Source organism: Methanothermobacter defluvii (genome assembly GCF_003385755.1).
GTDB classification, from domain to species: Archaea; Methanobacteriota; Methanobacteria; order Methanobacteriales; family Methanothermobacteraceae; genus Methanothermobacter; species Methanothermobacter thermautotrophicus.
In genome coordinates, this window is sequence record NZ_QREL01000001.1 from 250,211 (window position 1) to 275,575 (window position 25,365).

Here is a 25,365-nt window from a genome sequence, read left to right on the forward strand (position 1 = left end):
TTAATAACTACAGACTGTAGATTGCAGTTTATATGTTGTGTAGGGGATGATTTGCTGACACATTATTATTCCATTTTAATCAGGAGATAATCATGGTGTAATTATAATATCATTGAAAAATCAATAAAATATCACATGAAAAAATTAGTGGCGGTGCTTTAATGGAAAATCATCAGGACATAGTATCTTTTATATGGCAAATAGCTGATTTACTGAGGGATACGTACAAAAGAAACGAATACCAAAAGGTTATACTCCCATTCACGGTTTTAAAACGATTTGACTGCGTTCTAGAACATTCAAAAGATGATGTCCTAAGAAAGTACAATGAATATAAAGATAAGATAGAAAATCTTGATCCCATTTTAGAGGCAGCTGCCGTCGATAAAGATGGAAGAAAGCTTGGATTTTATAACTACTCAAAATATGACTTTAAATCCCTCATTGAAGACCCTGATCATATCGAGGAGAATCTTATGCACTATTTGGACTGTTTCAGCCCAAATGTTAAGGACATCTTTGAAAACTTCTACATCAAAATGCATATAGAGAAACTTTCAAAGGCCAACCTTTTATACCTCCTCATAAAGAAATTTTCAGAGTCCAAGGTTGACCTTCATCCAGATAAGATATCCAACCATGATATGGGGATCATTTTTGAGGAACTCATCAGGAGGTTCTCCGAACAGTCAAATGAAGAGGCGGGACAACACTTCACGCCACGTGATGTTGTTAAGCTCATGACTCATCTTCTTTTTTTGGAGAATGGAGAGAATCTAAAGGAAAAGAACCTCATTAAGAAGGTATATGACCCTGCATGCGGAACAGGTGGCATGTTAACAAGTTGTAAGAACTTTGTAAGGGAGATAAACGACACGATTGATGTGGTACTATATGGTCAGGAAATTAATGAAGAGATATATGCAATATGCAAGGCGGATATGCTTATTAAGGGCGAGCGCGCTGAAAATATAAAGGGACCCTCAAGCACACTTTCTGATGATCAGTTAAAGGATGAAAAATTTGACTTTATGATATCAAACCCTCCTTACGGTCGTAGATGGGAGCAAGATAAAGAGGTTGTTGAAAAGGAAGCTGAACTTGGATTTGAGGGGAGATTTGGAGCAGGACTCCCTGGAATAACAGATGGGCAGCTGCTTTTCATACAGCACATGTTATCAAAGATGAAGGATGATGAAAAATCTAGAATAGCCGTCATTACAAATGGCTCACCCCTATTCACAGGCGATGCTGGATCTGGAGAAAGTAACATCAGGCGCTGGATAATTGAAAATGATTATCTGGAGACCATTATAGGTCTTCCCGATCAGTTATTCTATAACACGAGCATAAGGACTTACATATGGATCCTGACAAATCAGAAGTCCCCTGATAGGATTGGTAAGATACAGATGATAAATGCATCCTCCAAGTACGTGAAGATGAGAAAAAGTCTTGGTGAGAAGAGACACCAATTAAGTGACAGGGATATAGACGATATTCTTACTTTGTACAGGAACTTCAGTGAAAACGATATGGTTAAAATATTTGATAATGATGACTTTGGTTACGTAAAGGTCACTGTAGAAAGACCCATGCAACTGAACTTTGAAGTGACTGAAGAGCGACTGCAGAATCTATACTCTGTGAATGCATTCAGAGAATTGGCTGAGAGCAAGAATAAAAATATTGAGAAGAGAATGATTGAGGAGGAGAAAGGGAAAAAATTGCAGTTAGACATTATTAGGGCGCTCCAGAAAATTAATGACCACTATAAAAACTGGAAGGATTTTGAAAAGGAAGTTAAAAAGGCCCTGAAAAATTTTGAACTTTCAAACGCCTTTATAAGAAATATTATACTTGCCCTTTCTGAACATGATGAAACTGCTGACTATGTTACTGATACGAGGGGTAATAAAAAACCTGATCCTAAGTTAAGGGATACTGAGAGGATACCCCTAAAGGAGGATATCGATGAGTATTTCAAAAGAGAAGTCTTACCATATTATCCAGATGCATGGATGGATCGAAAAAAGGATAAGATAGGTTATGAAATAAATTTCAACCAGTACTTTTACAAATATAAACCTCCAAGATCTCTAGAGGATATTAATAGTGATATCCAGACATTGACTAGTGAGATCCTGGAACTTATAAAGGATGATCTGGATGATAGGGTTTGGGAGTAGTTTTTCATGAATTTAAAACCTTACCCTAAATATAAGGATTCTGGTGTTGAGTGGATTGGTGAGATACCTTGTGAGTGGAATGTACACAAGTTTAAAATCCATTTTAAGTATATAAAAGGAAAGGTTCCTAAGAATCTTCGAGAGACTCCATCTGGGGATTCTCTTCCGTATCTTACTATGGATTATCTGAGAGGAAGAGGATCTAAGGTTTTTTACTGTGATTCTGAGGGAGGTGCTGTTAGGGTTAACGATGGGGATTTGTTGTTGTTATGGGATGGTTCAAATGCTGGAGAGTTCTTAGAAGGCAAAGACGGTTATTTATCGTCCACAATGGTTAAATTAATTGTGTCAGAGATGGATATGAGGTACTCGAAGTATCTATGCAATGCTTTTGAGCCTTTATTGAGGGATTTGACCACGGGGATGGGTATTCCTCATGTTAAAGATAATGTATTGAGAAATATTAGAATCCCATACCCTAGTTTAGAAGAACAAAGGAAGATAGCGTCCTTTCTAGATAACAAGATATCTAAAATTGATCTAACAATAGAGAAGTATACTCGACTTATTGATCTTTTCCAAGAAAAAAGAAAGGCATTAATAAATCTAGCGGTGACGAAAGGTCTGAATCCTAATATGAAAATGAAGGATTCTGGTGTTGATTGGATTGGTGAGATTCCTCAAACTTGGGAATTAAGAAAAATATCTCGAAGTTTTGATATTATTGGCAGTGGAACAACACCCAAATCTCAAGATGGAAGTTATTATAATAGAGGCACCATCCCATGGGTCATTACTGGGGATTTAAATGATTCTATTTTAAATGAAACATCGAAAAGGATCACAAAAAAAGCTTTGAGGGACTATAGTGCTCTAAAAATCTATAAGAAGAATTCCCTAATAGTTGCCATGTATGGCGCTACAATTGGAAAGATATCTTTACTTAACATAGATGCTTGTGTCAATCAAGCTTGTTGTGTATTGTCAAACAGTAATATATTAGACATTAAGTTTGTTTTCTATTGGTTTTTTAGTAATAGAGATAATATCATATCTTTAAGTGATGGTGGAGGGCAGCCGAATATTAGCCAGCATGTAATTAAAAACTTAAGAATTCAAGTTCCGCCTCTTAAGGAACAGAAAATTATTGTTAGTTATTTGGATCAAAATAGTTCAAAAATTAATTTGACAACCAGAAAAATCCAAAAGAATGTTGATCTTCTTAAAGAATACAAGAAATCGCTCATTTATCATCTTGTCACAGGAAAAGTTGATGTGGAAGAAAGAGTCGGTAAAAATGTCGACCTTAAATAAATTACAAAGACAAATATTTGAAAAGTTATTTAACATGAAGACGGGCTATGTTTTAGACTTTTCAAATAAAGCCTTTCGAGATTTTGTTAGAACTAGTGTAGGTAAAGATATTTTTGATGAAAGTTATGAAAAAGCATGTGACGAATTGGGTTATCCTAGTCATTCGAAAGCAAACAGATTAAGATGTTTCTGGGATATAGAATCCGATGTTACCGTTCATAAACTATTAAAAGATTTGTTGGACTACTATGAATATCTCTATGATGACGACAATGAAAAAGATTGGAAATTATTCGAAAAAGCTAAGTTTATATTAGATGAATCACTGGAAACTGGTTCTAACAGCGAAGAATTTTTTTTACAGCAGGAATTTGATGTCCCTGATTTTTTTTCATTGGGACTTGATGAAAATATTGTAACTATTCTTAACTCAAGAATGAATGAGATCAGTATCTGTTTAAATAGTGAGGCTTATTTAGCTTCTATTTTTCTCATCGGCAGCACTTTAGAGGGGATATTATTAGGGATAGCTTCTCAGTATCCTGCAGAATATGGAAGAGCAAATTCATCGCCGCGGGAGAAAAGTGGTAAGGTTAAGAAATTTGATAAATGGAAATTAAATGATTTAATTAACGTATCCTATGAAATAGGATTTTTAAAAAAGGACGTGAAAGTATTTAGTCACTATTTACGAGATTTTAGAAATTATATCCATCCATATAAACAATTAGAAGATAAATTTTATCCAAACAAACACACAGCTTTGCTTTGTGAACAAGTGTTAAAAGCAGCCATGTATGAATTATCAAGAATTGGTAATTTTATTAGAAATGAACCGAAATTTTTTAAAACCTTACAAAAATAATTGTGTACATAAGAGAGGATCCATAATGTCGACTGATACGTCTGAAAAGAGATTTCAGGAGGACATTATCAATTATCTTCTAAGCACGGGCTACCAGCGCAGAAACAGTCATAACTATGATAAAATAGCTTGTATTGACCCTGAAATTACCCTACAATTTATAATGGAGACCCAATTGGAACAGTGGGAGCAATTGAAAAGAGTTTATGGGGAAGACGCAGCAAAGAAATTCTTCCATAGGCTCATTTCCGAACTTGAAAGAAAAGGAACTATCTATCTCCTCAGAAATGGATTTCACGAGGCGGGCGCCCATTTTAAACTATTCTACCCCAAGCCCAATAATAACCGTAACCCCGACCTTTTCATGAAATTTGAGAGTAATATATTTTCAGTTATTGACGAACTTCAATATCATGAGAGAAAAAAAGATCGCCTTGACATTGTAATTTTTATCAACGGGCTACCTATACTCACCATAGAACTTAAAAATACGTTCACTCAAGGTGTTGAAAAAGCGATGGATCAGTACAGAAAAGATAGGGACCCAAATGAAAAATTATTCCAGCGATGCCTTGTACACTTTGCCATGAGTGATGAGAAAATATATATGACAACAAAACTTGAAGGAGAGCATACCCGCTTCCTACCCTTTAACAAGGGTCTCGAAAACCCGCCCCTGAAAAATGATTACAAAACGAGTTACCTTTATAATGACATCTTACAGGTCAACAAGCTCTCAAGACTTATTAACAATTTCATATTCGTGGAAAAAAATGTGAGGACGGGTAATGAGACAGTAATATTTCCAAGGTATCACCAGTTGGAATGTGTTGACAGATTACTTGACGAATCAGTGCCGGGTCAAAATTACCTTATACAGCACAGTCCTGGAAGTGGCAAAACCAAGACAATATCATGGTTGGCACATGGATTACTAAACAAGTTTGACTCATTTGACAAGAGAATATATGACATGGTAATTGTTGTTTCAGACAGGAGGGTTATAGATCGCCAGTTACAAGACCAGATAAAGGCAATTGAGAGGCGGATTGGGATAGTTGAAAAAATTGATAGGGATTCCCATCAGCTTGCTGAGGCCCTCAAAACGGGAAGTAACATTGTAGTGACGACTCTACAGAAGTTTCCCTTTGTAATGGAGGAAGTAAGAGATCTCCCAAAGAGAAAGTATGCAGTTATAATAGATGAGGCACATTCAAGCCAGTCGGGTTCTCTTGCCAGGAAGATGAAGCAAGTATTAAGTGTTAAAAGCCTTGAAGAAGCGGCTTTAATTGACGATGTAAGTGATGACGTTCAAATGGAACTACTCTATGAAATAGAATCTTTTAGAGATCTTAAAAATGTGAGCTTCTTTGCATTTACAGCTACACCAAAAAACAAAACACTTGAAATGTTTGGGACAAAAAATGAGTATGGGGAATACCGTCCATTTCATGTTTACTCAATGAAACAAGCTATCAAAGAAGGTTTCATTCTTGATGTTCTCAGAAATTACATTTCATATAAGACATATTTCAATTTGGTTAAGACGGTGGAAGAAGATCCAGAATTTGAAGAAAAGAAGGCTAAAAGAGTATTACGTAAGTTCGTCGAGGAACACCCCCATTCAATAAGGAAAAAAACGGAGATAATGGCGGATCATTTCATGAACTCTACTATCCACAAGATTGGTGGCAGAGCAAGGGCAATGGTTGTAACAAGATCCCGCCTACACGCAGTGCAGTACAAGAAAACATTTGATAAATACATGAGGGAGATGAATTACCCTATAAAAACGCTTGTTGCTTTTACAGGCACGGTCAAGCATGATGGTGAGGAGTATACTGAGACATCAATGAACGATATCCCTCCATCTAAATCAATAGAGAATGCTTTTGAGGAGGATCCATACAGAATATTGATTGTTGCAAATAAGTACCAAACCGGATTTGATCAGCCATTATTACACACCATGTATGTTGATAAGCCGCTTAATGGTATCGCAGCAGTTCAGACACTTAACAGGGTCAACCGGATCATGAAAAACAAAAACGATACATTCATACTTGATTTTGCAAACAAACCGGAAACAATACAGAAAGCTTTTGAACCCTACTATGAGACCACATGTCTTGAGGAGGGTACAGACCCTCATAAACTATACGAACTTGCGGATGTTCTTTTTGACTTTGGCATATTTGATAGGTTTGTTGTTGATAAATTTGTGAGGGCCTATAAGAATGGAGATCCACAACCGGTTCTTCACAGCATATTAGATCCTATCAGGAACCTATTCACTAAACTTTCAGTTGAAGAGCAGGTTAAATTCAAAAAGGCCCTCCGAAGGTACCAGAATATTTATTCATACTTGTCACAACTCATACCCTTCAGTGATGTTGACCTTGAGAAGCTTTATATATTCAACAAGTTCCTTAACAAAAAATTACCAACTATCAACAACCCACTACCATTTAGCATACTTGAAGATGTGGATATAGAGTCCTATAAAATAGAGGAAAATGGCGTGGTTGATATAAGACTCAAAGGGGGAGGTGTAATCCCTCCAATTTCAGAGAGTGCAGGCAATTTTACTGAAGATGTCAAGGAGCGGTTGTCACAGATCATAGCTGAAATTAACGAGACATATGGCACTGATTTTAGTGAGGATGAGATGGTATATATTTCACAAGTTAAAAACAAGCTCAAATCCAATGATGAACTTGTTGAAAAGATTGAAAAAAATCCCCCTGAAAATGTGAAGGCAATCTTTGGGGATCACTTTAAGGATGCAATGCTTGAGATGCTAGAAAAAAATACTGACTTGTTCAAGAAAGTTATGGACGACGAGAAAATCAGGGAATCGCTTGAGGAAGCTCTTTTTGAAAGTGTTTACATGGAAATCAAAGGAAAACCTTGATGGCTCTGACTGCGGAAAACATGTTTTAGTATGTTATGCGGTGTCACATGTTAAGATAATGACAGCTCTTATTTGAAGGCTTTTTCACGGTTATTTCTTAGTATTTAAGTTCACCAGTGACTTTTATAAATGCATTAATAGTTTTATAGTAAGTATTCAATTCTATAATGACAAAGCCCAATTGGGAGGCAGAATCAATTAAATAAGGGGTTATTATGGGCGACGCTCATTTAGGAATACCTATCTATATATACAAATGCATTATTAGATCTGCTTGCTTCAATGAAGACGCGTTACACCGCAAGCAAAATAACAACAAAAGAAAATCAATCGAATGCTAATAAGATTTCAGGAGACACTAGCTTTGGAATAAACGTTTATAGTTTGTTAGAATTAGGCTTTAAAGCTCGGAGAAAAAGAATCAAGTGCAGATTCTGCAGAAGAGAGGGAAGGAGAAAGATTTCATACTTATGGTTCTTTAATGAACCTTTAATAAAAAAAGTCGAGATGATTCTTGGAATGGTATTAATGTGTCTGATTTTATAGAATCTGTCTGCCCTGTACTTACCTGATTGCATATTTTTTAATTGCTCAACTATTATTCATATACAACGTGGTGAATGGATTGAAACTTTCTTTGATCATTATTACCTATCACCAATCCGTGGCATTTTTTGAAAATTTACTAGATTTCTTCTTGTTGATGTGGAGCCAACTACTATAGTAATCGTAGGGGAAATGTTCCAGTGCTTCGGTCATTAGAATCATATATTTAAATTCGTAATATATAGCTATAACGAATAAAAAAATGAGGGCTCATCCGGCCCCACATAGAAACCTTCCACTTACAGCGTCAACCCATGCCTCACCAATCACCATTTTGTAGGTGGGACTGGAGGGATTCCAGTCATAGACCAGGACATGGTAGACGGGCCTCTTAATTCTAAGACGGACAATCTTCCCCTTCACATTAAAACCTGAGATGTACCTTGGCGGCTTCTTTATTAGTTTCGCCTTCAACTTTAACTTGCTGTAATCCCCGGGAACGGATTTTTTAACAACCTTAATGGCCTTTGATGGGGATATAAGGCCATAGGGAGATTCAGTGAAGGCCATAGACCCCACAAAAACAATCGCTACAATTAAAGCAGCGATGGTAACTCTTCTCACGGAAACACCTCCCTACGGAAACACCTCCCTTATAGTCATGAATCAGATCGATTTTATAATCAACATTTCATTATAACCTGTCTTCTCATGGTATGGGACGCGCTGGATAAGTATTTCATGATCAGAAAATTCCTCCATTATTCCCTCAAGGTATATGGACCTCCTTCTTCTGTGAATGTTGGTAACTGGAAATATCCTCACCTCTCGTCCCACCCTCAGCATCTCCTGCACCGCCTCAACATGGAAACTGTAACCCAGCTTTTCCTCATAGAGGAAGAGAAGATTTGCAGAGAGTACAAGATCGAATTGAAGGTCATTGAATGGTAGATGGGGGAGCTCACCAGCAATGTAACCTGCAGGGTCTTCCATGTAGTCCCTCAGGAACTCCCGGAACACGGCCCTCCTGTAATCTTCAAGTGGCTCACCTTTAACCTTAACGTCCCTGATGAAATCATCGTGGAATCTTCTGTGCCTCTTAAAACTCTCTTCTGCTAAAACTTCAAGTTCATCTGGGTTTTTACTGTAGATTGGGTCAACTGCAGTTACACTGAAACCTTTTCTCTTCATTTCACTCCTGAAGGAACTCACACCGGCGGCACAGTCGAGTATCCTTTTCCCTGCAAGTTCATGGGTGTTAAGGTTGAACATGTCAGTGTACTCTGAGAGCCCCCTTCCAAGGAGAAGTACAGAGTTCATAAATATATGTTTAGTTTTATTATATAAGTATTCATTCAAGATAGTCAGATTTCGACCATTCCATGTATATCGGGACACCAAGATATGTGCCTTCTGTCAATTTTTCTTCAGTTACAGTTTGAAGCCATATCTTAAAGGTTGTCATATAATACTGGAATCATTTAGAACATTATAAATACAGCGGCTTACATAATAAAAGTTTGTGTTAAAAAAACTAAAGGGGGGTGAAAAATGAGAAAATTTACACTGACACTGGCGATTCTTATTCTAATGGTTGCAGCTGGAACTGCAAGCGCTGCAGACACTGACAACCAGACCGACTCGGATTCAGTTATTACCGGTACGGTGACATACTGTAACAGTACAGAACCATTTGAGGGTGCAGTTATAAATGTGGCGTCCATGAATGGTTCTAATCTTGCTTCAGGTGTAACAGGTCCTGATGGGAGATACTCTGTCAGTCTTCAGTCACCTGACAGGACATTTGTGGTCTCAGCGGTTGCACCAGGGCATGTGATACCCTCAAAGACCGTGACACTTGATGAAACTGGAAGGGCAACAGCTGACTTCAGACTAGGTACACTGCAGCTGACCATGGGTTCATGGGATATCCTTGGACTTGACCACAACAACGTGAATGTCGGGCCAAACCAGTACCTGATCCAGATCAGGGTTAAGAACAATGCCCTGACAACAGCAAATAATGTAACAGCAAATTTAACCTTCACTTCAACCAATCCATACATTTATCTGGCGGCAAATGAGACTTCAAATAAGTACCTTGGTGATATAGCCCCAGGGGTCACTGTGGATGTTTTCTATCTCGTGGAGGTGTCAAGGAATACCCTTGCGTATCTAACATCAAGGAACTACACAGTAACGGTTGGGGGTACCAATACAGGATCAGCAGACACTATAAATGGCAGACTCTACGTGGAAAAGCTTGTATCACAGAACCGTAATGATGTGGTCTCTATAACCGTGAGCAACCCCACACCAGCCATAGGGGATGTTATAGCGGTTACTGTTGTATCAACGACGGCATCAGCCACCTATGACATTGTTAACCTTCCACTTACAAACTACAACCCTGCGATTCTTCAGCCACTGAATGTGACAGTAACATATGGGCCCAACACCAGTAACAATGTGCGCCTTGACTCACCAGGGCAGACAAACTTCGTATCAGTGTGGCTCTTCAATGTGACAGGCGCCGGCGTAACAAGGCTCTTCGGTCTTATAACAGACAGGAGCGGTTCAAGTTATCACTACAACTCAGACTTTGGTGAGAACATAACCATAAGGGCTGTTGAGAAGGCTGACCTTGCCATAGCAAAGACAGTTAACAGTACAGCACCCAACATCGGGGATACGGTTAAGTTCACACTGACGGTTGTGAATTATGGACCCAACAATGCCACGGGAGTTTATGTGGTTGACAACCTTCCAGCACAGCTCCAGTTCGTATCAGCAGTGGCATCAAAGGGGACCTACAATAATAACACGGGCATCTGGACCATAGGAAACCTCGACTACTTTGAAACGGTGACACTCAACATCACAGCATTGGTCACCTCAACTGGAACCATTGTCAACAATGCCAATGTGACTGGTGATGTGTTTGACCCCAACATGGCAAACAACTATGCATCAGCAACACTGAATTCTCCACCAGCTTCAGACCTCACCATTGACAAGTCCGTGAGCAATTCCGAACCCTATGTGGGTGATACAATCCAGTACACAATCACAGTGAGCAACAGGGGTCCTGATAATGCAGCAGGAGTTGTGGTGGAAGATATTCTACCAGCGGGACTCATACTGGTCAGTGCAACACCATCCAAGGGCACATATGTCATGGGAACCTGGTACGTGGGGACACTCAACTACCTTGAGGTGGCAACACTCACCATACTCGCGAAGGTCAACGCTACTGGCGTCTTAACAAACTTTGCAAATATAACATCACCGAACTTTGACCCGAACCCTGATAACAACAATGTGACAAGGGACGTGGTCGGGATCCCTGTGGCGGATCTCCGCATAATAAAGAATGTGAATAACGCGAGGCCCAGCTTCGGATCCAATGTGACATTCACAGTTGCAGTTACAAATCTGGGTCCAAGCACAGCCACGGGGGTAACAGTGACTGATATCCTGTCACCAGGACTCGTCTACCTCAGCCACACGGTTACACAGGGTTCATACAACCCATTAACAGGGGTATGGACCATAGGAACACTTAACTATGCCGCATCAGCCCTTATGAACCTCACGGTCCTTGTTAACACCACTGGGGATTCAAATAACACGGTCTCAGTGACCGGTAATGAATACGACCCTGACAGGACCAACAATAATGCCATATCGGTCCTGAATGCGGTATCAGCCGACCTCAGCATCCAGAAAACTGTAGACAGACCTGTTATAAACAACGGGGAAACAGCAACATTCACAGTAACCGTGAGGAACGCCGGTCCTGATACACCATCAAATGTGGTTGTAACGGATCTTCTCCCGGCAGGTTTATCCATCATATCATACACGGTTACCCAGGGAACCTTCAGTGAGGCAACCCGCACATGGAATGTGGGATCACTTCCAGCACTATTCCAGGCAACCCTCACACTCCTTGTGAGGGCAACCCAGGCAGGATTCCAGACAAACATAGTCAATGTATCATCAGAACTGCCTGACCCACTGCCACAGGACAATGTTGATGCAGTGACAGTCGATGTGAGGCCATCAGCGGATGTTAAGATCACCAAGACCGTGAGCAACACCGCACCGGACTTCGGTGAAACCGTCGTGTTCTACATCACGGTAACGAACCTCGGACCGGACACTGCCACAGTTGTGAGGACAGTTGACGGACTGCCAGCAGGTCTTGTCTACCAGTCCCATGTGGCATCTGCAGGGGTTTACTTCCCAGAGTTCTATGTCTGGACGGTTGATTCACTTGCACCTGGTGCCTCAGAGACACTCAACCTGACGGCCCTTGTTAACGCAACAGGCGAACTCATAAATACAGTATCAGTAACAGCAACGGAATATGATCCTGACATGACCAACAACTACGCTGCAGCTGCCCTTAACGGACGTGCACTCGCAGACATCGGTGTTCAGAAGACGGTCCTCTTAACACCCATCAATAATGGACAGAGTACCAACTTCACCGTTATAGTTACAAATAACGGGCCGAACGATGCAACAGGTGTTGCGGTAACCGATATACTACCAGCAGCACTCACACTGATCAGCGCAACTCCATCACAGGGAACATTCGCTGGAGGTGTCTGGACTGTGGGTAACCTCGCAAATGGGGCATCAGCAACCCTTGTACTTGAGGTGCTTGCAAATGCTGCTGGTATCTTCACAAACTATGTGAATGCATCAGCAGACCAGTACGATCCGGTTATTTCAAACAACAATGCCACAGCAGTCCTTACAGTGAACCCATCTGCAGATGTCTCAGTCACTAAGACGGTTAGTAACAGCACACCGAATTTCGGTGATCAGATAACCTTCTATGTGACGGTTATGAACAACGGACCGGATAATGCAACAGGGGTCACTTTAACAGAGAGATTACCTGCAGGACTCGTCTATGTCTCTCATGTGATATCACAGGGAGTATGCTATCCACTTGCTTGCATATGGATAGTTGGTGATCTTGCGCCTGGTTCATCAGCGACTCTGAATTTCACTGTTCTTGTGAATAGGACTGGTGATGTTGTAAACAGGGTTCTTGCTGTGGGCGAGGAGTTTGATCCGTACCCTGAGAACAATACTGCTGAGGTTACTGTGAGAATACCTGCGGCGGCTTATCTTGTGATAGATAAGGTGGTCAATGCGAGTGTTGCTAACTTCACTGATACTGTGAGGTTCACGGTTTCAGTGAGGAATGATGGGCCTGACACTGCGGCGGGTGTTGTTGTTACGGATCTGCTTCCGGCTGGTCTTGTGTATCTGAGCCACAGTGCTAGTCAGGGTATTTATGACAATGTGACAGGTGCCTGGTTGGTGGGTTCACTGGTTAAGGGTGCTGTTGCAACGCTTGAGATTGTTGCGAGGGTTGCTGTTAGTAACAGTACTCTCATTAACGTTGCGGATGTGACGGCGGATACCTACAACCCGAACCCTGATACAAGCGCCAATGCCACCGTAACAGTTAACCCAAGGGCAGAACTCACCATTAACAAGACAGTGGATAGAAGGGCTGTGCGCGTGGGTCAGAACGTAAGGTTCACCATAACAGTAACCAACAATGGACCCGACACAGCACTCAACACAATGGTTACCGACAGGCTGCCTGATGCCATGAGGTACATATCCTCCAACGCCACCAGGGGTTCATACAACCCTACAACAGGTGTATGGATGATAGGTGACCTCCCAGCAGGCTCAAGCGAGGTTCTTGACATCGTGGTCCAGCTCATAAGGCGCGGCACATTCGTGAACGTTGCAACCGTGAGTTCAGGTTCAAGCGGAGGCAACAACACAACAGACGTTGAAATAGATGTCACTGAGCCATCACCAGCCCCAGAACCTCAACCAGGACCTGGAAAGGTCCCGATGAAGCCAACAGGAGCACCGTTAACTGCACTTGTTGCAGGAATGCTTCTTTTGGCAGCAGGTTCAGCGATATCCAGGAGAAAATAAACCCTTTCTTTTATTTTTTTATTCAACTTGTGGTTGCTATTCTTAAGGCAGCATAAATTATGTATATAATGAGAAGCACAACCCCCTCTACTCTTCTAAGCTCCATATCCGTCCACATGAAGTACATTACAATAACCGTCACAGCTATCAAAATGGGGGCATCAAGCACCACGGAGAGGGGCTCAACGGGAATTTTCACGAATAATGAGGGAACCCCTATGCCTATGAGGATATTGAATATGTTGCTCCCAAGTACCGTGCCCAGTGAGAGGCTGCACATGTGCTTCCTTGCGGAGTTAACAGCGACAACAAGTTCAGCAAGGCTTGTTCCAATGGCAAGGGCGAACAGGCCGACTATCATCTCAGGAATGTGGAGAACCCCTGCAATTTCAACTGCACTGTAAACCAGTACCCTGCAGAACACCACAAGCCCCACGAAACTTAAAATTGCGGTTGTGATGGTCTTCCAGCCAGCGTCACCACCCTCTATGAGGTGGCTCGTGTAATATTTCCTCTGCTTCTTTATAAGAATTAAAAGGTAAACTCCATAGACGCTAAGGAGAACTGCACCTGTAAGAGGGCCGATGGGCCCCATGAGCATGAAATATGAAAGTATCAGAATGCTCAGAAGCCCAAATAATCCATCTCTCCGGATTTCATCCCTGTTTGTTGTAACTGCACAGGAGAGAATGGCAGATATCCCTATGATACCCGCAATGTTCCATATGTTTGAACCTATCACAACACCCACACCGAGTTCAGGACTACCTGTAAGGACAGAGATCATGGCGGACCCGAATTCCGGAAGAGATGTCCCTGCAGCTGCAACCGTAACTCCCAGTATTATCTGGGATATTCCAAGTGCCCTCCCGATATCAACGATCCTGTCCACAAAGATATCTGCGGCTCTTATAACACCAATGAGTGAGGTGCAGAAGATCACTATTAGGATGATAGGTGACATGATTAATAATCCCCGTGCGTGCTTGATCTTGGCTGCCAGTTATATATATGGATCATGATAAATAGACCTTAAGTGTAATTTGGTGGTAGCCTATGAAGAATCTTTCAAGGGAACTGGTTTCAAGGATACATGAGATATCACGTCCTGTTAAGATAATGCATGTCTGCGGTTCACATGAGCACACTATAATGCAGCATGGAGTAAGATCACTCCTGCCGGATGAGGTTGAGGTGGTGGCCGGGCCAGGGTGCCCTGTCTGCTGTGTCCCTGCAAGGGAGATCGACGAGTGCATCGAACTTGCAAGGCAGGGCGTTACAATCACAACCTTCGGTGACATGCTCCGCGTCCCCGGCTCAGAGGGTTCACTTGCAGATGCAAGGGCCGAGGGCGCCGATGTCAGGATAGTCTACGGGGTGGGAAATGCGGTGGAGATAGCAAGGAAACTTGACCGGGAAGTCGTATTCATGGCAGCGGGATTTGAGACCACGGCGCCAACAACAGCCTCGGAGATACTCTCAGGACCACCTGAGAACTTCTCGGTTCTTTCATGCCACAGGCTCATACCACCCGCCCTCAGGTTTCTCATAGAGTCAGGTGAGGTGAACCTCAACGCCCTCATAGAACCAGGTCACGTGTCAACCATAATCGGCATGAAACCCTATGAGCCCTTCTCAAGGGACTACAACATACCACAGGTCATAGCGGGCTTCAACCCCCTGGATATACTCATGGCGGTCTACATGATACTCCGACAGATCGATAGGGGAGAGGCAAAGGTTGAGAACGAGTATAAGAGGGCCGTGAAACCCGAGGGTAACCTCAAGGCCCAGAAGGTGATGGATGAGGTCTTCAAGGTAACCGAGAGGGAGTGGAGGGGATTCCCGGTCATACCCGAATCAGTCTATGAGATAAGGGATGAGTTCTCTGAATTCAATGCCCGGGAGAAATTCGATATAGAGGTTGAAGATACGGTTGATACACCGGCGGGATGCATCTGCGGTGCTGTATTGAGGGGTGTTGCAAGGCCAGAGGAGTGCAAACTCTTCAAGAATGAGTGCACCCCCACCAGTCCCATCGGGGCATGCATGGTGTCAAGGGAGGGCACCTGTAACATAGCCTACAGGTACAGCTCATTCTAGGTGTCAGGATGAGGGCCATTGCAGTTGACATCGACGGCACAATAACCGACAAAAAAAGGAGGTTGTCTCTGGAGGCTGTGAATGCCCTCAGGGGTGCCGAGGAGGCAGGGGTGCCTGTTATAATGGTTACCGGTAACATCCTCTGCTTTGCAATGGCAACATCGGTCCTGATAGGGACCAGCGGAGGGGTTGTGGCTGAAAATGGCGGTGTACTGCACATCAATGATGAGGTGAGGGTCCTGGGTGATATAAGTAAGGCTGAGATGGCCTACAGTCACCTCAAAGGGATTTATCCTGTCCGGAAGGTCCAGTTCTCTGACCTCAGGGTGTCGGAGATAGCACTGACCAGGGACGTACCTGCAGATACTGTCAGGGAGGCCCTCAGGGATTTTGATGTTGAGGTCTATGATACCGGCTTTGCCATACACCTGACAGACCCCTCAGTGAATAAGGGTTCATCCCTGGAGATCCTGCTTGAATCCAGGGGGATAGGAATGGAGGATGTCATGGCCATAGGTGACAGTGAAAATGACCTGGAATTCATTGAGGCTGCTGGATTCAGGGTTGCGGTTGCAAATGCAGACCCTGAACTGCGGGAGATGGCAGATTATGTGACCTCCGCAGCCCATGGAGAAGGGGTTGCAGAGGCGGTCAGGAGATTCATGGGGTGGTGAGCTGATGTTCGGGATTGGTGAAGAGGCGGTTAAACTCGCATTAAGGTATGGTGAGATGGCTGAGGTCTACATTGAGAGGGAGAAGACACTGGAGGTTGAGATCCAGCGTGACCTCATAGACTTCGGGAAAATTGAATCCATGACAGGGATAGGCATCCGCATCCTGAAGGAGGGGCGGATGGGATTTGCCTACACATCGGATCCTGATGGGGTGGACGTGGCTGTGAGGATGGCGGCCCAGAACCTCCAGCTTGCAGATCCTGATGAGAACTTCGGGTTCTCTGAACCCTCCACATATCCATCGGTGAAGGGGATCCATGACAGGTCCTTCGATGACCTTGAAGTTGAGGACTCCGTGGAGATGGCCGGTAGAATGATCGACAGGGTCCTGGAGGAGGGATGCAAACCCACCAGCGGCGGGTTCACCGCATCCAGGATTGAAACATTCATCATAAACTCGGAGGGTGTTGAGGCGTCATCATCTTCAACAGGGTTCTCAGCCCACATATCTGTGACAGCCGGGGAGAATGGCATGAAGACAACCGCCTACGAATCAGACTCCTCCTGCAAACTTGACATCAACCCTGAATGGGTAGCTGGAAGGGCCTGCCGGATTGCAAGGGATTCGATGGGGGGCAGGAGTATTGAAAGCGGCAGGATCCCGGCATTCCTGGACTATCATGCAGCAGCAGGACTCCTTGGAACATTCGCAGGTGCATTCAGCGCAGATAACGTCCAGAGGGGGAGGTCCGTACTGGCAGATAGGATTGGAAGCCAGGTCACAGGTGAGGGCCTCTCAGTATACGATGACGGTACCCTTGAGGGGGGCCTCGGATCAGCCCCCTTTGATGGTGAGGGGACACCCTCCCAGAGGACAGCCCTTGTTGAGGATGGAATTCTGAGGGGATACCTGCATAACATATACACAGCATCAAAGGGGCGGGCTGATAGCACAGGTAATGGCCTGAGGGGCTACATGGAGGTCCCGACTGTCTCAACCACCAACTTCATACTTGAATTTGACAGCACAGTGCCACTGGACGACTTCAGGGGGATCTTTGTCACAGATGTCCTTGGAGCCCACACAGCAAATCCAATATCCGGTGACTTCTCGGTGGAGGCCAACAATGCGTTCATGGTGGACTCAGGGGAATTCACACCTGTTAAGAAGGCAATGCTCTCAGGGAACATATTTGAGCTCATGATGAAGGTCTCATCAACGGACCTTGAAAGGAGACAGGTGGGGGGCTTTGTAACCGCGCCCCTCATGGTTGAGGATGTTCATGTCACAGGGTAACCGCCTTTATCACTCATGATCATGTCACTGAAGGATGCACTTCACCACTACCTCTCTGTGAGGGACGGTAGGACGGATGCCAGTTTCATGGTGGCCGCCAGGACAGCGGCATCCTTCCATGAAACCTCAGGGATGTCTGAACTCTGGAGGGAACATGAAAGGATAGAGAAGGGCATAGAGTGTTCAGGATCATGTGAAAGGTCCTTCCTTGATCTTAAAATCGAAATCGCTGAAAGGATCCTGGGGGAGTGTTCACTGTGCCCCTGGAGGTGCAAGGTTAACCGCCACAGGGAGCAGGGACACTGCGGTGTCATGGAGCCACGGGTGGCCTCGGAGTTCCTGCACTACGGGGAGGAGACCCCCCTTGTACCCAGCCATACCATATTCTTCTCTGGCTGCACCCTGCGGTGTGTCTTCTGTCAGAACTGGGACATATCCCAGAACCCCTCTGCAGGCAGACACATTGAGGTGGATGAACTTGCAGCGCTCATAGAGGAGAGGAGGCGCATGGGGGCAGCAAACGTCAACTTCGTGGGCGGAGACCCGACACCAGCACTTCCATATATCCTTAGGGTTCTATCCAGGGTTTCCATCAGTGTGCCTGTCGTATGGAACAGTAACATGTACATGACCAGGGAATCCCTCAGGCTCATAATGGGTGCTGCAGACCTCTACCTCACGGACTTCAAGTTCGGCAACAGTGAATGTGCAGAGAGACTGGCAGGTGCCGGTAACTACTTTGAGGTCGTATCCAGGAACCACCTCATGATAGCAGGTGAGGATATGATAATAAGGCACCTGGTGCTTCCAGGGCACCTGGAGTGCTGCACGAAGCCCATCATATCATGGGTCGCAGAGAACCTGGGAACAGACACTGTAATGAACATAATGGGCCAGTACCGGCCCCTCTACAGGGCTTCAGCTTACCCTGAGATCAACCGTCCCCTCTACATTGAGGAGCTGGAGGAGGCCAGAAGATGGGCCATGAGTGAAGGCCTTGAAAACCTTATCTAGGGGGAATCTGATGAAGATACTGATCACCGGGAGACCCGGCAGCGGGAAGAGCACCATGGTTGGAAGGCTGAGGGATTACCTTGAGGGCATGGGTCTTTCGGTTGGGGGGATCATAACACCTGAGGTGAGGGTGGGTGGTTCAAGGTGGGGATTTGAGGTCGTTGACATAGCATCGGGCAGGAGGGGCCTCCTTGCCTCAGTTGAAACAGAGGGCCCCAGTATTGGAAGGTACGGTGTAAATGTGGGGGTCATGGATGAACTGGCTGTCCCTGCAATCCGGAGGGCCATGCTGGAGGATGACTGCATAATCATAGACGAAATCGGCCCCATGGAGCTTAAGAGCCGGGAATTCAGGAGGACGGTAGACGAGGTCCTCAGCTCTGACGTCCTCCTCATTGCAGCGGTACACAGGAAAACCCTTCAAAGTATAAAAAAGAGGGAGGACATAAGGGTATTTGTTGTTGATCCTGAAAAACGGGACAGGGTTTACCAGAGGATAATTGACTTACTTGGTGATTATTATGGAATGCGCTGATTATGGTCTTACAAGAAAACTTGAAAGGGATAACCTCAACCTCAACCCCCTCCAGCGTGGCGGTGTTCTCCCCGCTGCTGCAAGGAAGGCCCTCCATGAATTCGGGGATGGTTACAGTGTCTGTGACTACTGTGATGGGAGGCTGGACCAGGTCACAAGGCCCGCCATAAACTGCTTCCTTGATGACCTTGCAGACTTCACAGGCTCCGATGCCGTGAGGACGGTTCATGGTGCAAGGGAGGGTAAATTTGCGGTGATGCATGCACTCTGTGAGAGGGGTGACACCGTTGTTGTTGATGGAAATGCCCACTACACAACACACCTTGCAGCTGAGAGGAACGGCCTTGAAATCGTTGAGGTGCCATCAACCGGACACCCCAGCTATGAGGTAACACCCGAAGCCTACAGGGAGGTCCTTGAGGAGACCATCGACAGGGTTGAGGTTAAACTTGCTGTGCTGACCCATGTCGATGGTAACTACGGGAACCTGACAGATGCACGTGGCGTGGCGGACGTCTGCAGGAAGCTGGGGGTCCCATTACTCCTGAACTGCGCCTACTCCATGGGAAGGCTCCCGGTTAACCTCAGGGAACTCGGGGTTGACTTCGTTGTTGGGAGCGGTCACAAGAGCATGGCGGCCTCCGGGCCTATAGGTGTGCTGGGGATGAGATCTGAGTGGGAGGACACTGTGCTCAGGAGGTCAGGGAGGCATGAGAAGAAGGAGCTTGAACTCCTGGGCTGCACATCACGTGGAGCGCCACTGGCAACCCTCATGGCCTCTCTGCCCTATGTGAGGGAGAGGGTTTCACGCTGGGACGGGGAGGTTAAGAAGACACGCTACCTTGTCTCTGAACTTGAGGATATCGGGGGTATAGAGCAGCTGGGTGTGAGACCCAAGGAACATGATCTCGTGAGGTTTGAAACCCCTGTTTTCCATGAGATAGCGGCTTCACATCCAAGGAAGGGTTTTTTCCTCTATGAGGAACTTAAGAAGAGGGGTATAGTTGGAATAAGGAGGGGCCAGACAAAGTGGTTCAAGTGCAGCATCTATGGCATGACAGAGGAGCAGGTGCAGTACGTGGTTGACTCATTCAGGGATATAGTCGAGGAGAACCGGTGAGCTGACCGCTGGCCGCAGTTCTTGAAAAGAGAGGAGAAATGTTACATTTTTTCATGTAAAGAGGGGTAAGGGAGAAAAATCAGTGGATTCCAGTAAGCTGTTCTCAATTTTATGAGTACATTTAGAGGACCACAGGGAACTGGATCTCCCTCACATCCCCATGGAGAATCTCCCTTGGCGCACCTATTACGTCCAGCCTGTTCTCCTCGACGTATTCTATGAGCTTTCTGTAGGCCTCCTCACGGTCTTCTGAGTATTCTGTAAATATCACACTATGACCAGGGATTGTGACTATCCTCACCTTCCCGTCACCCTCAGATTCGCCCTTTACAGGTATACCCACATCGTATCTTCCCTCGTCCTTGAGGGGTGCTGTGTAGAAGATCACTGTGGGGTCACCGTCGGCCTCAAGTTTATCATTTGATGATACAAAGTCTGAAACCTCTTCAAGGACCTCCAGTGTTTTACTGAAGGGTCCTGTAAAGGTTATCACAGCAAGTTTCTCATCATCCAGTGTCCTTTTACCTATCATTACAATCACCGTTAACCAACGACCATCACGGGCTTTGTGGCTGATTTAAGAACCTTCCTTGTTATGCTTCCGGATATTATGCGGTCAAGCCCGTGTTTGCCTGAGCTGCCCATTACAACGAGGTCCACGTCCTCGTCCTCCATGACCTCAAGGATCACCTCTGCGGGGTTACCCTCAAGTATAACCGTATCAAGACGGGTTTCTGTCATATGGCCCAGCTCCTGTTGAGAGCTGAATTCATCCTTGAGGATGGATATTGCCTTCTCTGCCTGTTTTTTCAGTATCTCCTCGAGGCGTCTGCTGATATCCTCGTCCCAGATTTTCCTGTAGGACGTGTCAACTACACTTATGGCCAGTATGTCTGCCCCGCTCATCCCTGCTATGTGGAATGCGTGCCGTGTTGCCTTCCTGGCGTCCTCTGAGCCGTCTGTGGGTATCAGTATTCGCCGGTACACATCTACACCCCTTCGCTTCCAAGGATTATGGAGTCGTCTGCTGAGTTCTGGAGTGCTATACTGAAACCTGGCTCTGCACCTATGACCAGGGTCTCCTTTCCGTTCTCCTTGGCTATGTTTATGAGGGGGAGGAAGTCGGCGTTCCTTGTCATAATGGCAACCACATCGATGTTGGGGTTGTGTATGAGTTCAAAGGCTTCAACTGCGAGCTGAACATCCACATCACCCGCAACTATCATGGGTGAGAAACCCTGGTTCACAACGGCCTCTATCAGCTTATCTGAGGCGTACTGGTTCAGCAGCACCTTTCCTACCTTGAGGTTTCCCCTGTCAAAGAGGAGGTTCTTTACAAATTCAAGATCTGAACAGAATTCCTTTCTGAGCATGTTTGGACCATCAACAAGGAGCCCAAGACTCTTTTTATCTTTTCTGCTGTTGTTTATTATCACAAAGTTATCGTCATTATCCATTTCATCAGTTCCTCTCTTTAACTTTTAATACCCTTATGTATCTAAAAACTTATATAGTTATGTGGTGCTGTTGAGAAAGAGTTTAGATGTTATTTTTAGGGCCTGAGGGCGGATTCAAGGAAAACCTCAAGGTCCTCCCAGAACCTGTCCCTGCTGATATTCCTGGCCTCCAGGACCATCCTGGATGTGAAATCAAGGTTCAGGGCGTTTATGGCCAGTGTATGGATGTATATGGATAGCTCCACAGGGTCGAGGTCGCTGCGGATGCTTCCGTCATTCATGCCCTCCATTATGGCCTCAACCATGAGCCTCCACATTCCGGTACGGAGGTCCACTATCTCCCGTGCATCCTCACTTTCACTCAGCTCGAACCTCTCGGTGCCACTGTAGCAGTATATCCTGAAGTAGTCGGGGTGCTCCTTTGAGAAGCTGTAGAGGGCCTCCACCATGGCCCTGACCTTACCGTATCCATCTGTGTCAAGCTTCAGGCACCTTCTGTACATGCTGTGAAGTATGCGGACACCGTAGAGGTTCACTGCGAAGAAGAGGGATTCCTTGTTTTTGAAGTAGTAGTAGAGGAGGGCCTTGTTGACCTCTGCCTCCTCGGCTATCTCATCCATGGTCACTCTGTCGTATCCCCGTGCAAAGAATGCCTTCTCTGCCGCCCTTATTATCTGTTCACGTCTCCGTTCACGTTCACGTTCGCGTCTTGATGGGGCCATGTGGATTCACCATTCTGTATCTCTATGAATATCTGTTCCAGTATTTTAAAACATTTTGCACCGGAAGATTTATATGTCATTAACTACAAGTTAAATTTTAACCGAAAGTTAAAAATTAACTGACGGTTAAAGAGGTGTTTCTTATGGTTGAAAAGAAACCCGTACCTGAAGACTGGCCACACATAGTTGGGGACTATGTGGTTGGCGATGAAGAAAGCCCGGTTGCGGTTGTCACCCTCGGGTCACACATGGAAGATGATCCCGTGAAGGCGGGCGCTGCAATTTCAGGTCCACTTCACACAGAGAACCTTGGAATAGAGAAGGTTGTTGGGAACGTTATTGCAAACCCCAACCTGCGCTTCCTCATTGTATGCGGTGCAGAGGTAATGGGGCACATCACAGGGCAGACCATGAAGGCCCTCCACAGCAATGGTGTAGATCTGGAAACAGGGAGAATCATCGGTGCAACCGGTGCAATACCCTACATTGAGAACATGCCGGAGGAGGCCATAGAAAGGTTCCGGAGACAGGTTGAACTGGTGGACATGGTTGATGTTGAGGATCCAGATTCAATAGCTGCAAGGATCCAGGAATGTGTGGTTCATGACTCCGGTGCAATGGAAGAGGAACCCCTCATTTTAAAGGTTCCAGAGATAGGAAAAGGGGATTCAGAAGAAAACACCTGATTATTTTTTTTAAGGGTCTGACCGCCACCGGAAGGCGGTCACTTCCTCCTATTTTCACGCCGGGACTGGGATTTGAACCCAGGAGGAGCAAAGCTCCACAAGATTTCCAGTCTTGCGCCTTACCTGGCTAGGCTATCCCGGCAGAACAGTTAGATTTCAGTTCAGAAAAAAGTTTTTTTAAGCGCCGGGACTGGGATTTGAACCCAGGCGGAGAGAATCTCCACGGGATCTCAAGTCCCGCGCCTTACCTGGCTAGGCTATCCCGGCAGTATCAGATAAAAGAGATTGATAAACTCTTATTTATATAGTTTTTGGTGGTGAATTTAGTTAGAGGGGTTTACACCCCAGTTAACTTTTGAGTTCAATTTCAATGCTGACATTGTCAGGCACATTGACCTTCATGACCTGACGCATGGCCCTTTCATCGGCCTCTATACCCACAAGCCTCTTGTGGATCCTCATCTCCCATTTCTCCCAGGTAGCGGTTCCCTCACCATCCGGGGATTTCCTTGTTGGAACCACGAGCCTCTTTGTTGGGAGGGGGATTGGGCCTGACATGTCCACGCCTGTCCTTTCAGCAATCTTCTTGAGCTGGTCACAGACGTATGCCAGTTTTTCAGGGTCTGTCCCTGTCAGTTTAATCCTTGCTTTGTGCATTTAAATCCTCCTGTAAAAAAGGGAAGAGGTGGGTTTATTTTGCTGGTACGAGGTCTATGCACATTCCAGCAGCCACTGTCTGTCCCATGTCCCTTATGGCGAATCTTCCCATGTGTGGGATGTCCTTTATCTTCTCGATGACCAGTGGCTTGGTTGGTTTGACCTTCACAACAGCAGCGTTACCTGTTTTCAGGAAGTCAGGGTTTTCCTCTTCCACCTGACCTGTTGCAGGGTTCATTTTCTGCACCAGTTCAAGGAAGGTACAGGCAACCTGTGCTGTGTGGCAGTGGAATACAGGTGTGTAACCCACTGTTATGACACCAGGGTGCTGGAGAACAACGATCTGTGCTGTGAACTCTTTGGCAACCTTTGGTGGGTTGTCAAGGTGTCCTGCAACGTCTCCCCTTCTGATGTCGTTTTTACCGACACCCCTGACGTTGAAACCTATGTTGTCACCGGGTTCTGCCTGTTCGATCATTTCGTGGTGCATTTCGATTGATTTAACCTCTCCACTTACACCTGCTGGTTCGAATATGACGTTTTCACCCTTCTTGAGGACACCGGTCTCGACACGTCCCACTGGGACTGTACCGACACCTGTGATGGAGTAGACGTCCTGTATAGGTATCCTCAGTGGAAGGTCCACAGGTTTTTCAGGTGCTTCAAGGTCGTCGAGGGCTTCAACGAGTGTTTTACCCTTGTACCATGGGGTGTTTTCGCTCTTTGATGTTATGTTGTCCCCTTCAAAGGCGGAGAGTGGGATGAATTCAACGTCGCTTGGCTTGTAACCCACTGTTTTGATGAGGGCTGCAACCTCATCCTTGAGGGCGTTGAATTTCTCTTCGTCGTAGTTGACGAGGTCCATCTTGTTGATGGCGACTATGAGCTGGTTTATACCAAGTGTCCTTGATAGGAACACGTGTTCCTTGGTCTGAGGCATTACACCGTCGTCCACTGCGACAACAAGGACTGCTGCGTCTGCCTGAGACGCACCTGTGATCATGTTTTTAACGAAGTCACGGTGTCCAGGGCAGTCCACGATTGTGAACTCGTACTTGTCTGTTTCGAATTTGGCGTGTGCAAGGTCGATTGTAACTCCCCTTTCCCTTTCCTCGGAGAGCCTGTCCATGACAAACCTGAACTTGTCCTCACCTTCAGCTAACTGCTGCTCGGCGATTGCTCCGGCCTGCAGGAGCAGGTGTCCCACTAGTGTGGATTTTCCGTGGTCTACGTGTCCAATAAACGCCAGGTTCATGTGTTCTTTTTCTTTAGCCATAATATACCTCCATA

At 45.3% G+C, this 25,365-nt stretch carries 21 protein-coding genes and 2 tRNA genes; 12 read left to right on the forward strand and 11 right to left on the reverse strand.

Features of this window, described 5'->3' with window-relative positions:
* The first annotated feature begins 161 nt into the window (after window positions 1-161).
* From C7452_RS01440 to C7452_RS01455, 4 genes are read left to right on the forward strand one after another with little or no spacing between them, the layout of a single operon-like run.
* Window positions 162-2,189, forward strand: coding sequence for an HsdM family class I SAM-dependent methyltransferase (locus C7452_RS01440; protein ID WP_115891987.1), 2,028 nt, complete (start codon window positions 162-164; stop codon window positions 2,187-2,189).
* Between the two features lie 6 nt (window positions 2,190-2,195).
* Window positions 2,196-3,503 (forward strand): restriction endonuclease subunit S, encoded by a 1,308-nt coding sequence (locus C7452_RS01445; RefSeq protein ID WP_115891988.1) that lies wholly within the window; start codon window positions 2,196-2,198, stop codon window positions 3,501-3,503.
* Entirely contained in the window at window positions 3,487-4,368 is an 882-nt protein-coding gene (locus C7452_RS01450; RefSeq protein WP_115891989.1) for a hypothetical protein, read from the forward strand. Before C7452_RS01445 ends, C7452_RS01450 begins: the two co-directional genes overlap by 17 nt.
* Window positions 4,369-4,393: 25 nt before the next feature.
* On the forward strand, window positions 4,394-7,282 hold the full coding sequence (locus tag C7452_RS01455) for a type I restriction endonuclease subunit R (RefSeq protein WP_115891990.1): 2,889 nt from the start codon (window positions 4,394-4,396) through the stop codon (window positions 7,280-7,282).
* An 816-nt stretch (window positions 7,283-8,098) separates the two neighbouring features.
* Here the strand turns inward: C7452_RS01455 and C7452_RS01460 are convergent.
* Complete coding sequence (locus C7452_RS01460; protein ID WP_147299756.1) at window positions 8,099-8,452, reverse strand: hypothetical protein; 354 nt, start codon at window positions 8,450-8,452, stop codon at window positions 8,099-8,101.
* A gap of 42 nt (window positions 8,453-8,494) precedes the next feature.
* Window positions 8,495-9,148, reverse strand: coding sequence for a methyltransferase domain-containing protein (locus tag C7452_RS01465; protein ID WP_115891992.1), 654 nt, complete (start codon window positions 9,146-9,148; stop codon window positions 8,495-8,497).
* 231 nt (window positions 9,149-9,379) lie between these two features.
* On the opposite strand from C7452_RS01465, the gene C7452_RS01470 reads away from it, so the two are divergent.
* Entirely contained in the window at window positions 9,380-13,810 is a 4,431-nt protein-coding gene (locus tag C7452_RS01470) for a DUF11 domain-containing protein (protein WP_115891993.1), read from the forward strand.
* Between the two features lie 22 nt (window positions 13,811-13,832).
* Here the strand turns inward: C7452_RS01470 and C7452_RS01475 are convergent, their stop codons facing one another.
* A complete protein-coding gene (locus C7452_RS01475; RefSeq protein WP_115891994.1) occupies window positions 13,833-14,774 on the reverse strand; it encodes a calcium/sodium antiporter in 942 nt (313 codons plus the stop codon).
* A gap of 92 nt (window positions 14,775-14,866) precedes the next feature.
* On the opposite strand from C7452_RS01475, the gene hypD reads away from it, so the two are divergent.
* Genes hypD through pscS form a run of 6 tightly spaced genes read left to right on the forward strand, consistent with a single transcriptional unit; the run spans window position 14,867 to window position 20,553 of the window.
* Window positions 14,867-15,913: a hydrogenase formation protein HypD gene (gene hypD, locus C7452_RS01480; protein ID WP_115891995.1), complete on the forward strand. Its 1,047-nt coding sequence runs from the start codon at window positions 14,867-14,869 to the stop codon at window positions 15,911-15,913.
* Window positions 15,914-15,921: 8 nt separating this feature from the next.
* On the forward strand, window positions 15,922-16,587 hold the full coding sequence (locus C7452_RS01485; RefSeq protein WP_115891996.1) for a phosphoglycolate phosphatase: 666 nt from the start codon (window positions 15,922-15,924) through the stop codon (window positions 16,585-16,587).
* A gap of 4 nt (window positions 16,588-16,591) precedes the next feature.
* A complete protein-coding gene (locus C7452_RS01490) occupies window positions 16,592-17,884 on the forward strand; it encodes a TldD/PmbA family protein (protein ID WP_115891997.1) in 1,293 nt (430 codons plus the stop codon).
* Between the two features lie 15 nt (window positions 17,885-17,899).
* Window positions 17,900-18,898 (forward strand): radical SAM protein, encoded by a 999-nt coding sequence (locus C7452_RS01495; protein WP_211305645.1) that lies wholly within the window; start codon window positions 17,900-17,902, stop codon window positions 18,896-18,898.
* A gap of 10 nt (window positions 18,899-18,908) precedes the next feature.
* Window positions 18,909-19,433 carry an NTPase gene (locus C7452_RS01500; protein WP_115891998.1) on the forward strand — a complete coding sequence of 175 codons (525 nt, stop codon included), beginning with the start codon at window positions 18,909-18,911 and terminating at the stop codon, window positions 19,431-19,433.
* Window positions 19,420-20,553, forward strand: a complete 1,134-nt coding sequence (pscS, locus tag C7452_RS01505; protein ID WP_115891999.1) for an O-phospho-L-seryl-tRNA:Cys-tRNA synthase — start codon at window positions 19,420-19,422, stop codon at window positions 20,551-20,553. Before C7452_RS01500 ends, pscS begins: the two co-directional genes overlap by 14 nt.
* 121 nt (window positions 20,554-20,674) lie before the next feature.
* Here pscS and C7452_RS01510 read toward each other — a convergent pair whose 3' ends face one another.
* From C7452_RS01510 to C7452_RS01525, 4 genes are all read right to left on the reverse strand, one after another.
* Window positions 20,675-21,085, reverse strand: coding sequence for a transcriptional regulator (locus C7452_RS01510; RefSeq protein ID WP_245942750.1), 411 nt, complete (start codon window positions 21,083-21,085; stop codon window positions 20,675-20,677).
* An 11-nt stretch (window positions 21,086-21,096) separates the two neighbouring features.
* Entirely contained in the window at window positions 21,097-21,540 is a 444-nt protein-coding gene (locus C7452_RS01515; protein ID WP_115892001.1) for a universal stress protein, read from the reverse strand.
* Between the two features lie 2 nt (window positions 21,541-21,542).
* Window positions 21,543-22,010: a TIGR00288 family NYN domain-containing protein gene (locus tag C7452_RS01520; RefSeq protein WP_010876688.1), complete on the reverse strand. Its 468-nt coding sequence runs from the start codon at window positions 22,008-22,010 to the stop codon at window positions 21,543-21,545.
* 95 nt (window positions 22,011-22,105) lie between these two features.
* Window positions 22,106-22,732 (reverse strand): TetR/AcrR family transcriptional regulator, encoded by a 627-nt coding sequence (locus C7452_RS01525; RefSeq protein WP_115892002.1) that lies wholly within the window; start codon window positions 22,730-22,732, stop codon window positions 22,106-22,108.
* A 143-nt stretch (window positions 22,733-22,875) separates the two neighbouring features.
* Between C7452_RS01525 and mtrA the strand changes: the two genes are divergently transcribed.
* Entirely contained in the window at window positions 22,876-23,418 is a 543-nt protein-coding gene (gene mtrA / locus C7452_RS01530) for a tetrahydromethanopterin S-methyltransferase subunit A (protein WP_170130269.1), read from the forward strand.
* Window positions 23,419-23,475: 57 nt separating this feature from the next.
* Here mtrA and C7452_RS01535 read toward each other — a convergent pair.
* From C7452_RS01535 to tuf, 4 genes are all read right to left on the reverse strand, one after another.
* A tRNA-Ser gene (locus C7452_RS01535) sits at window positions 23,476-23,560 on the reverse strand.
* A 40-nt stretch (window positions 23,561-23,600) separates the two neighbouring features.
* Window positions 23,601-23,685 (reverse strand) — tRNA-Ser (locus C7452_RS01540).
* A gap of 81 nt (window positions 23,686-23,766) precedes the next feature.
* Window positions 23,767-24,075 (reverse strand): 30S ribosomal protein S10, encoded by a 309-nt coding sequence (rpsJ, locus tag C7452_RS01545; protein WP_010876685.1) that lies wholly within the window; start codon window positions 24,073-24,075, stop codon window positions 23,767-23,769.
* Between the two features lie 34 nt (window positions 24,076-24,109).
* Window positions 24,110-25,351, reverse strand: coding sequence for a translation elongation factor EF-1 subunit alpha (tuf, locus tag C7452_RS01550; protein WP_010876684.1), 1,242 nt, complete (start codon window positions 25,349-25,351; stop codon window positions 24,110-24,112).
* Window positions 25,352-25,365: the final 14 nt, after the last annotated feature.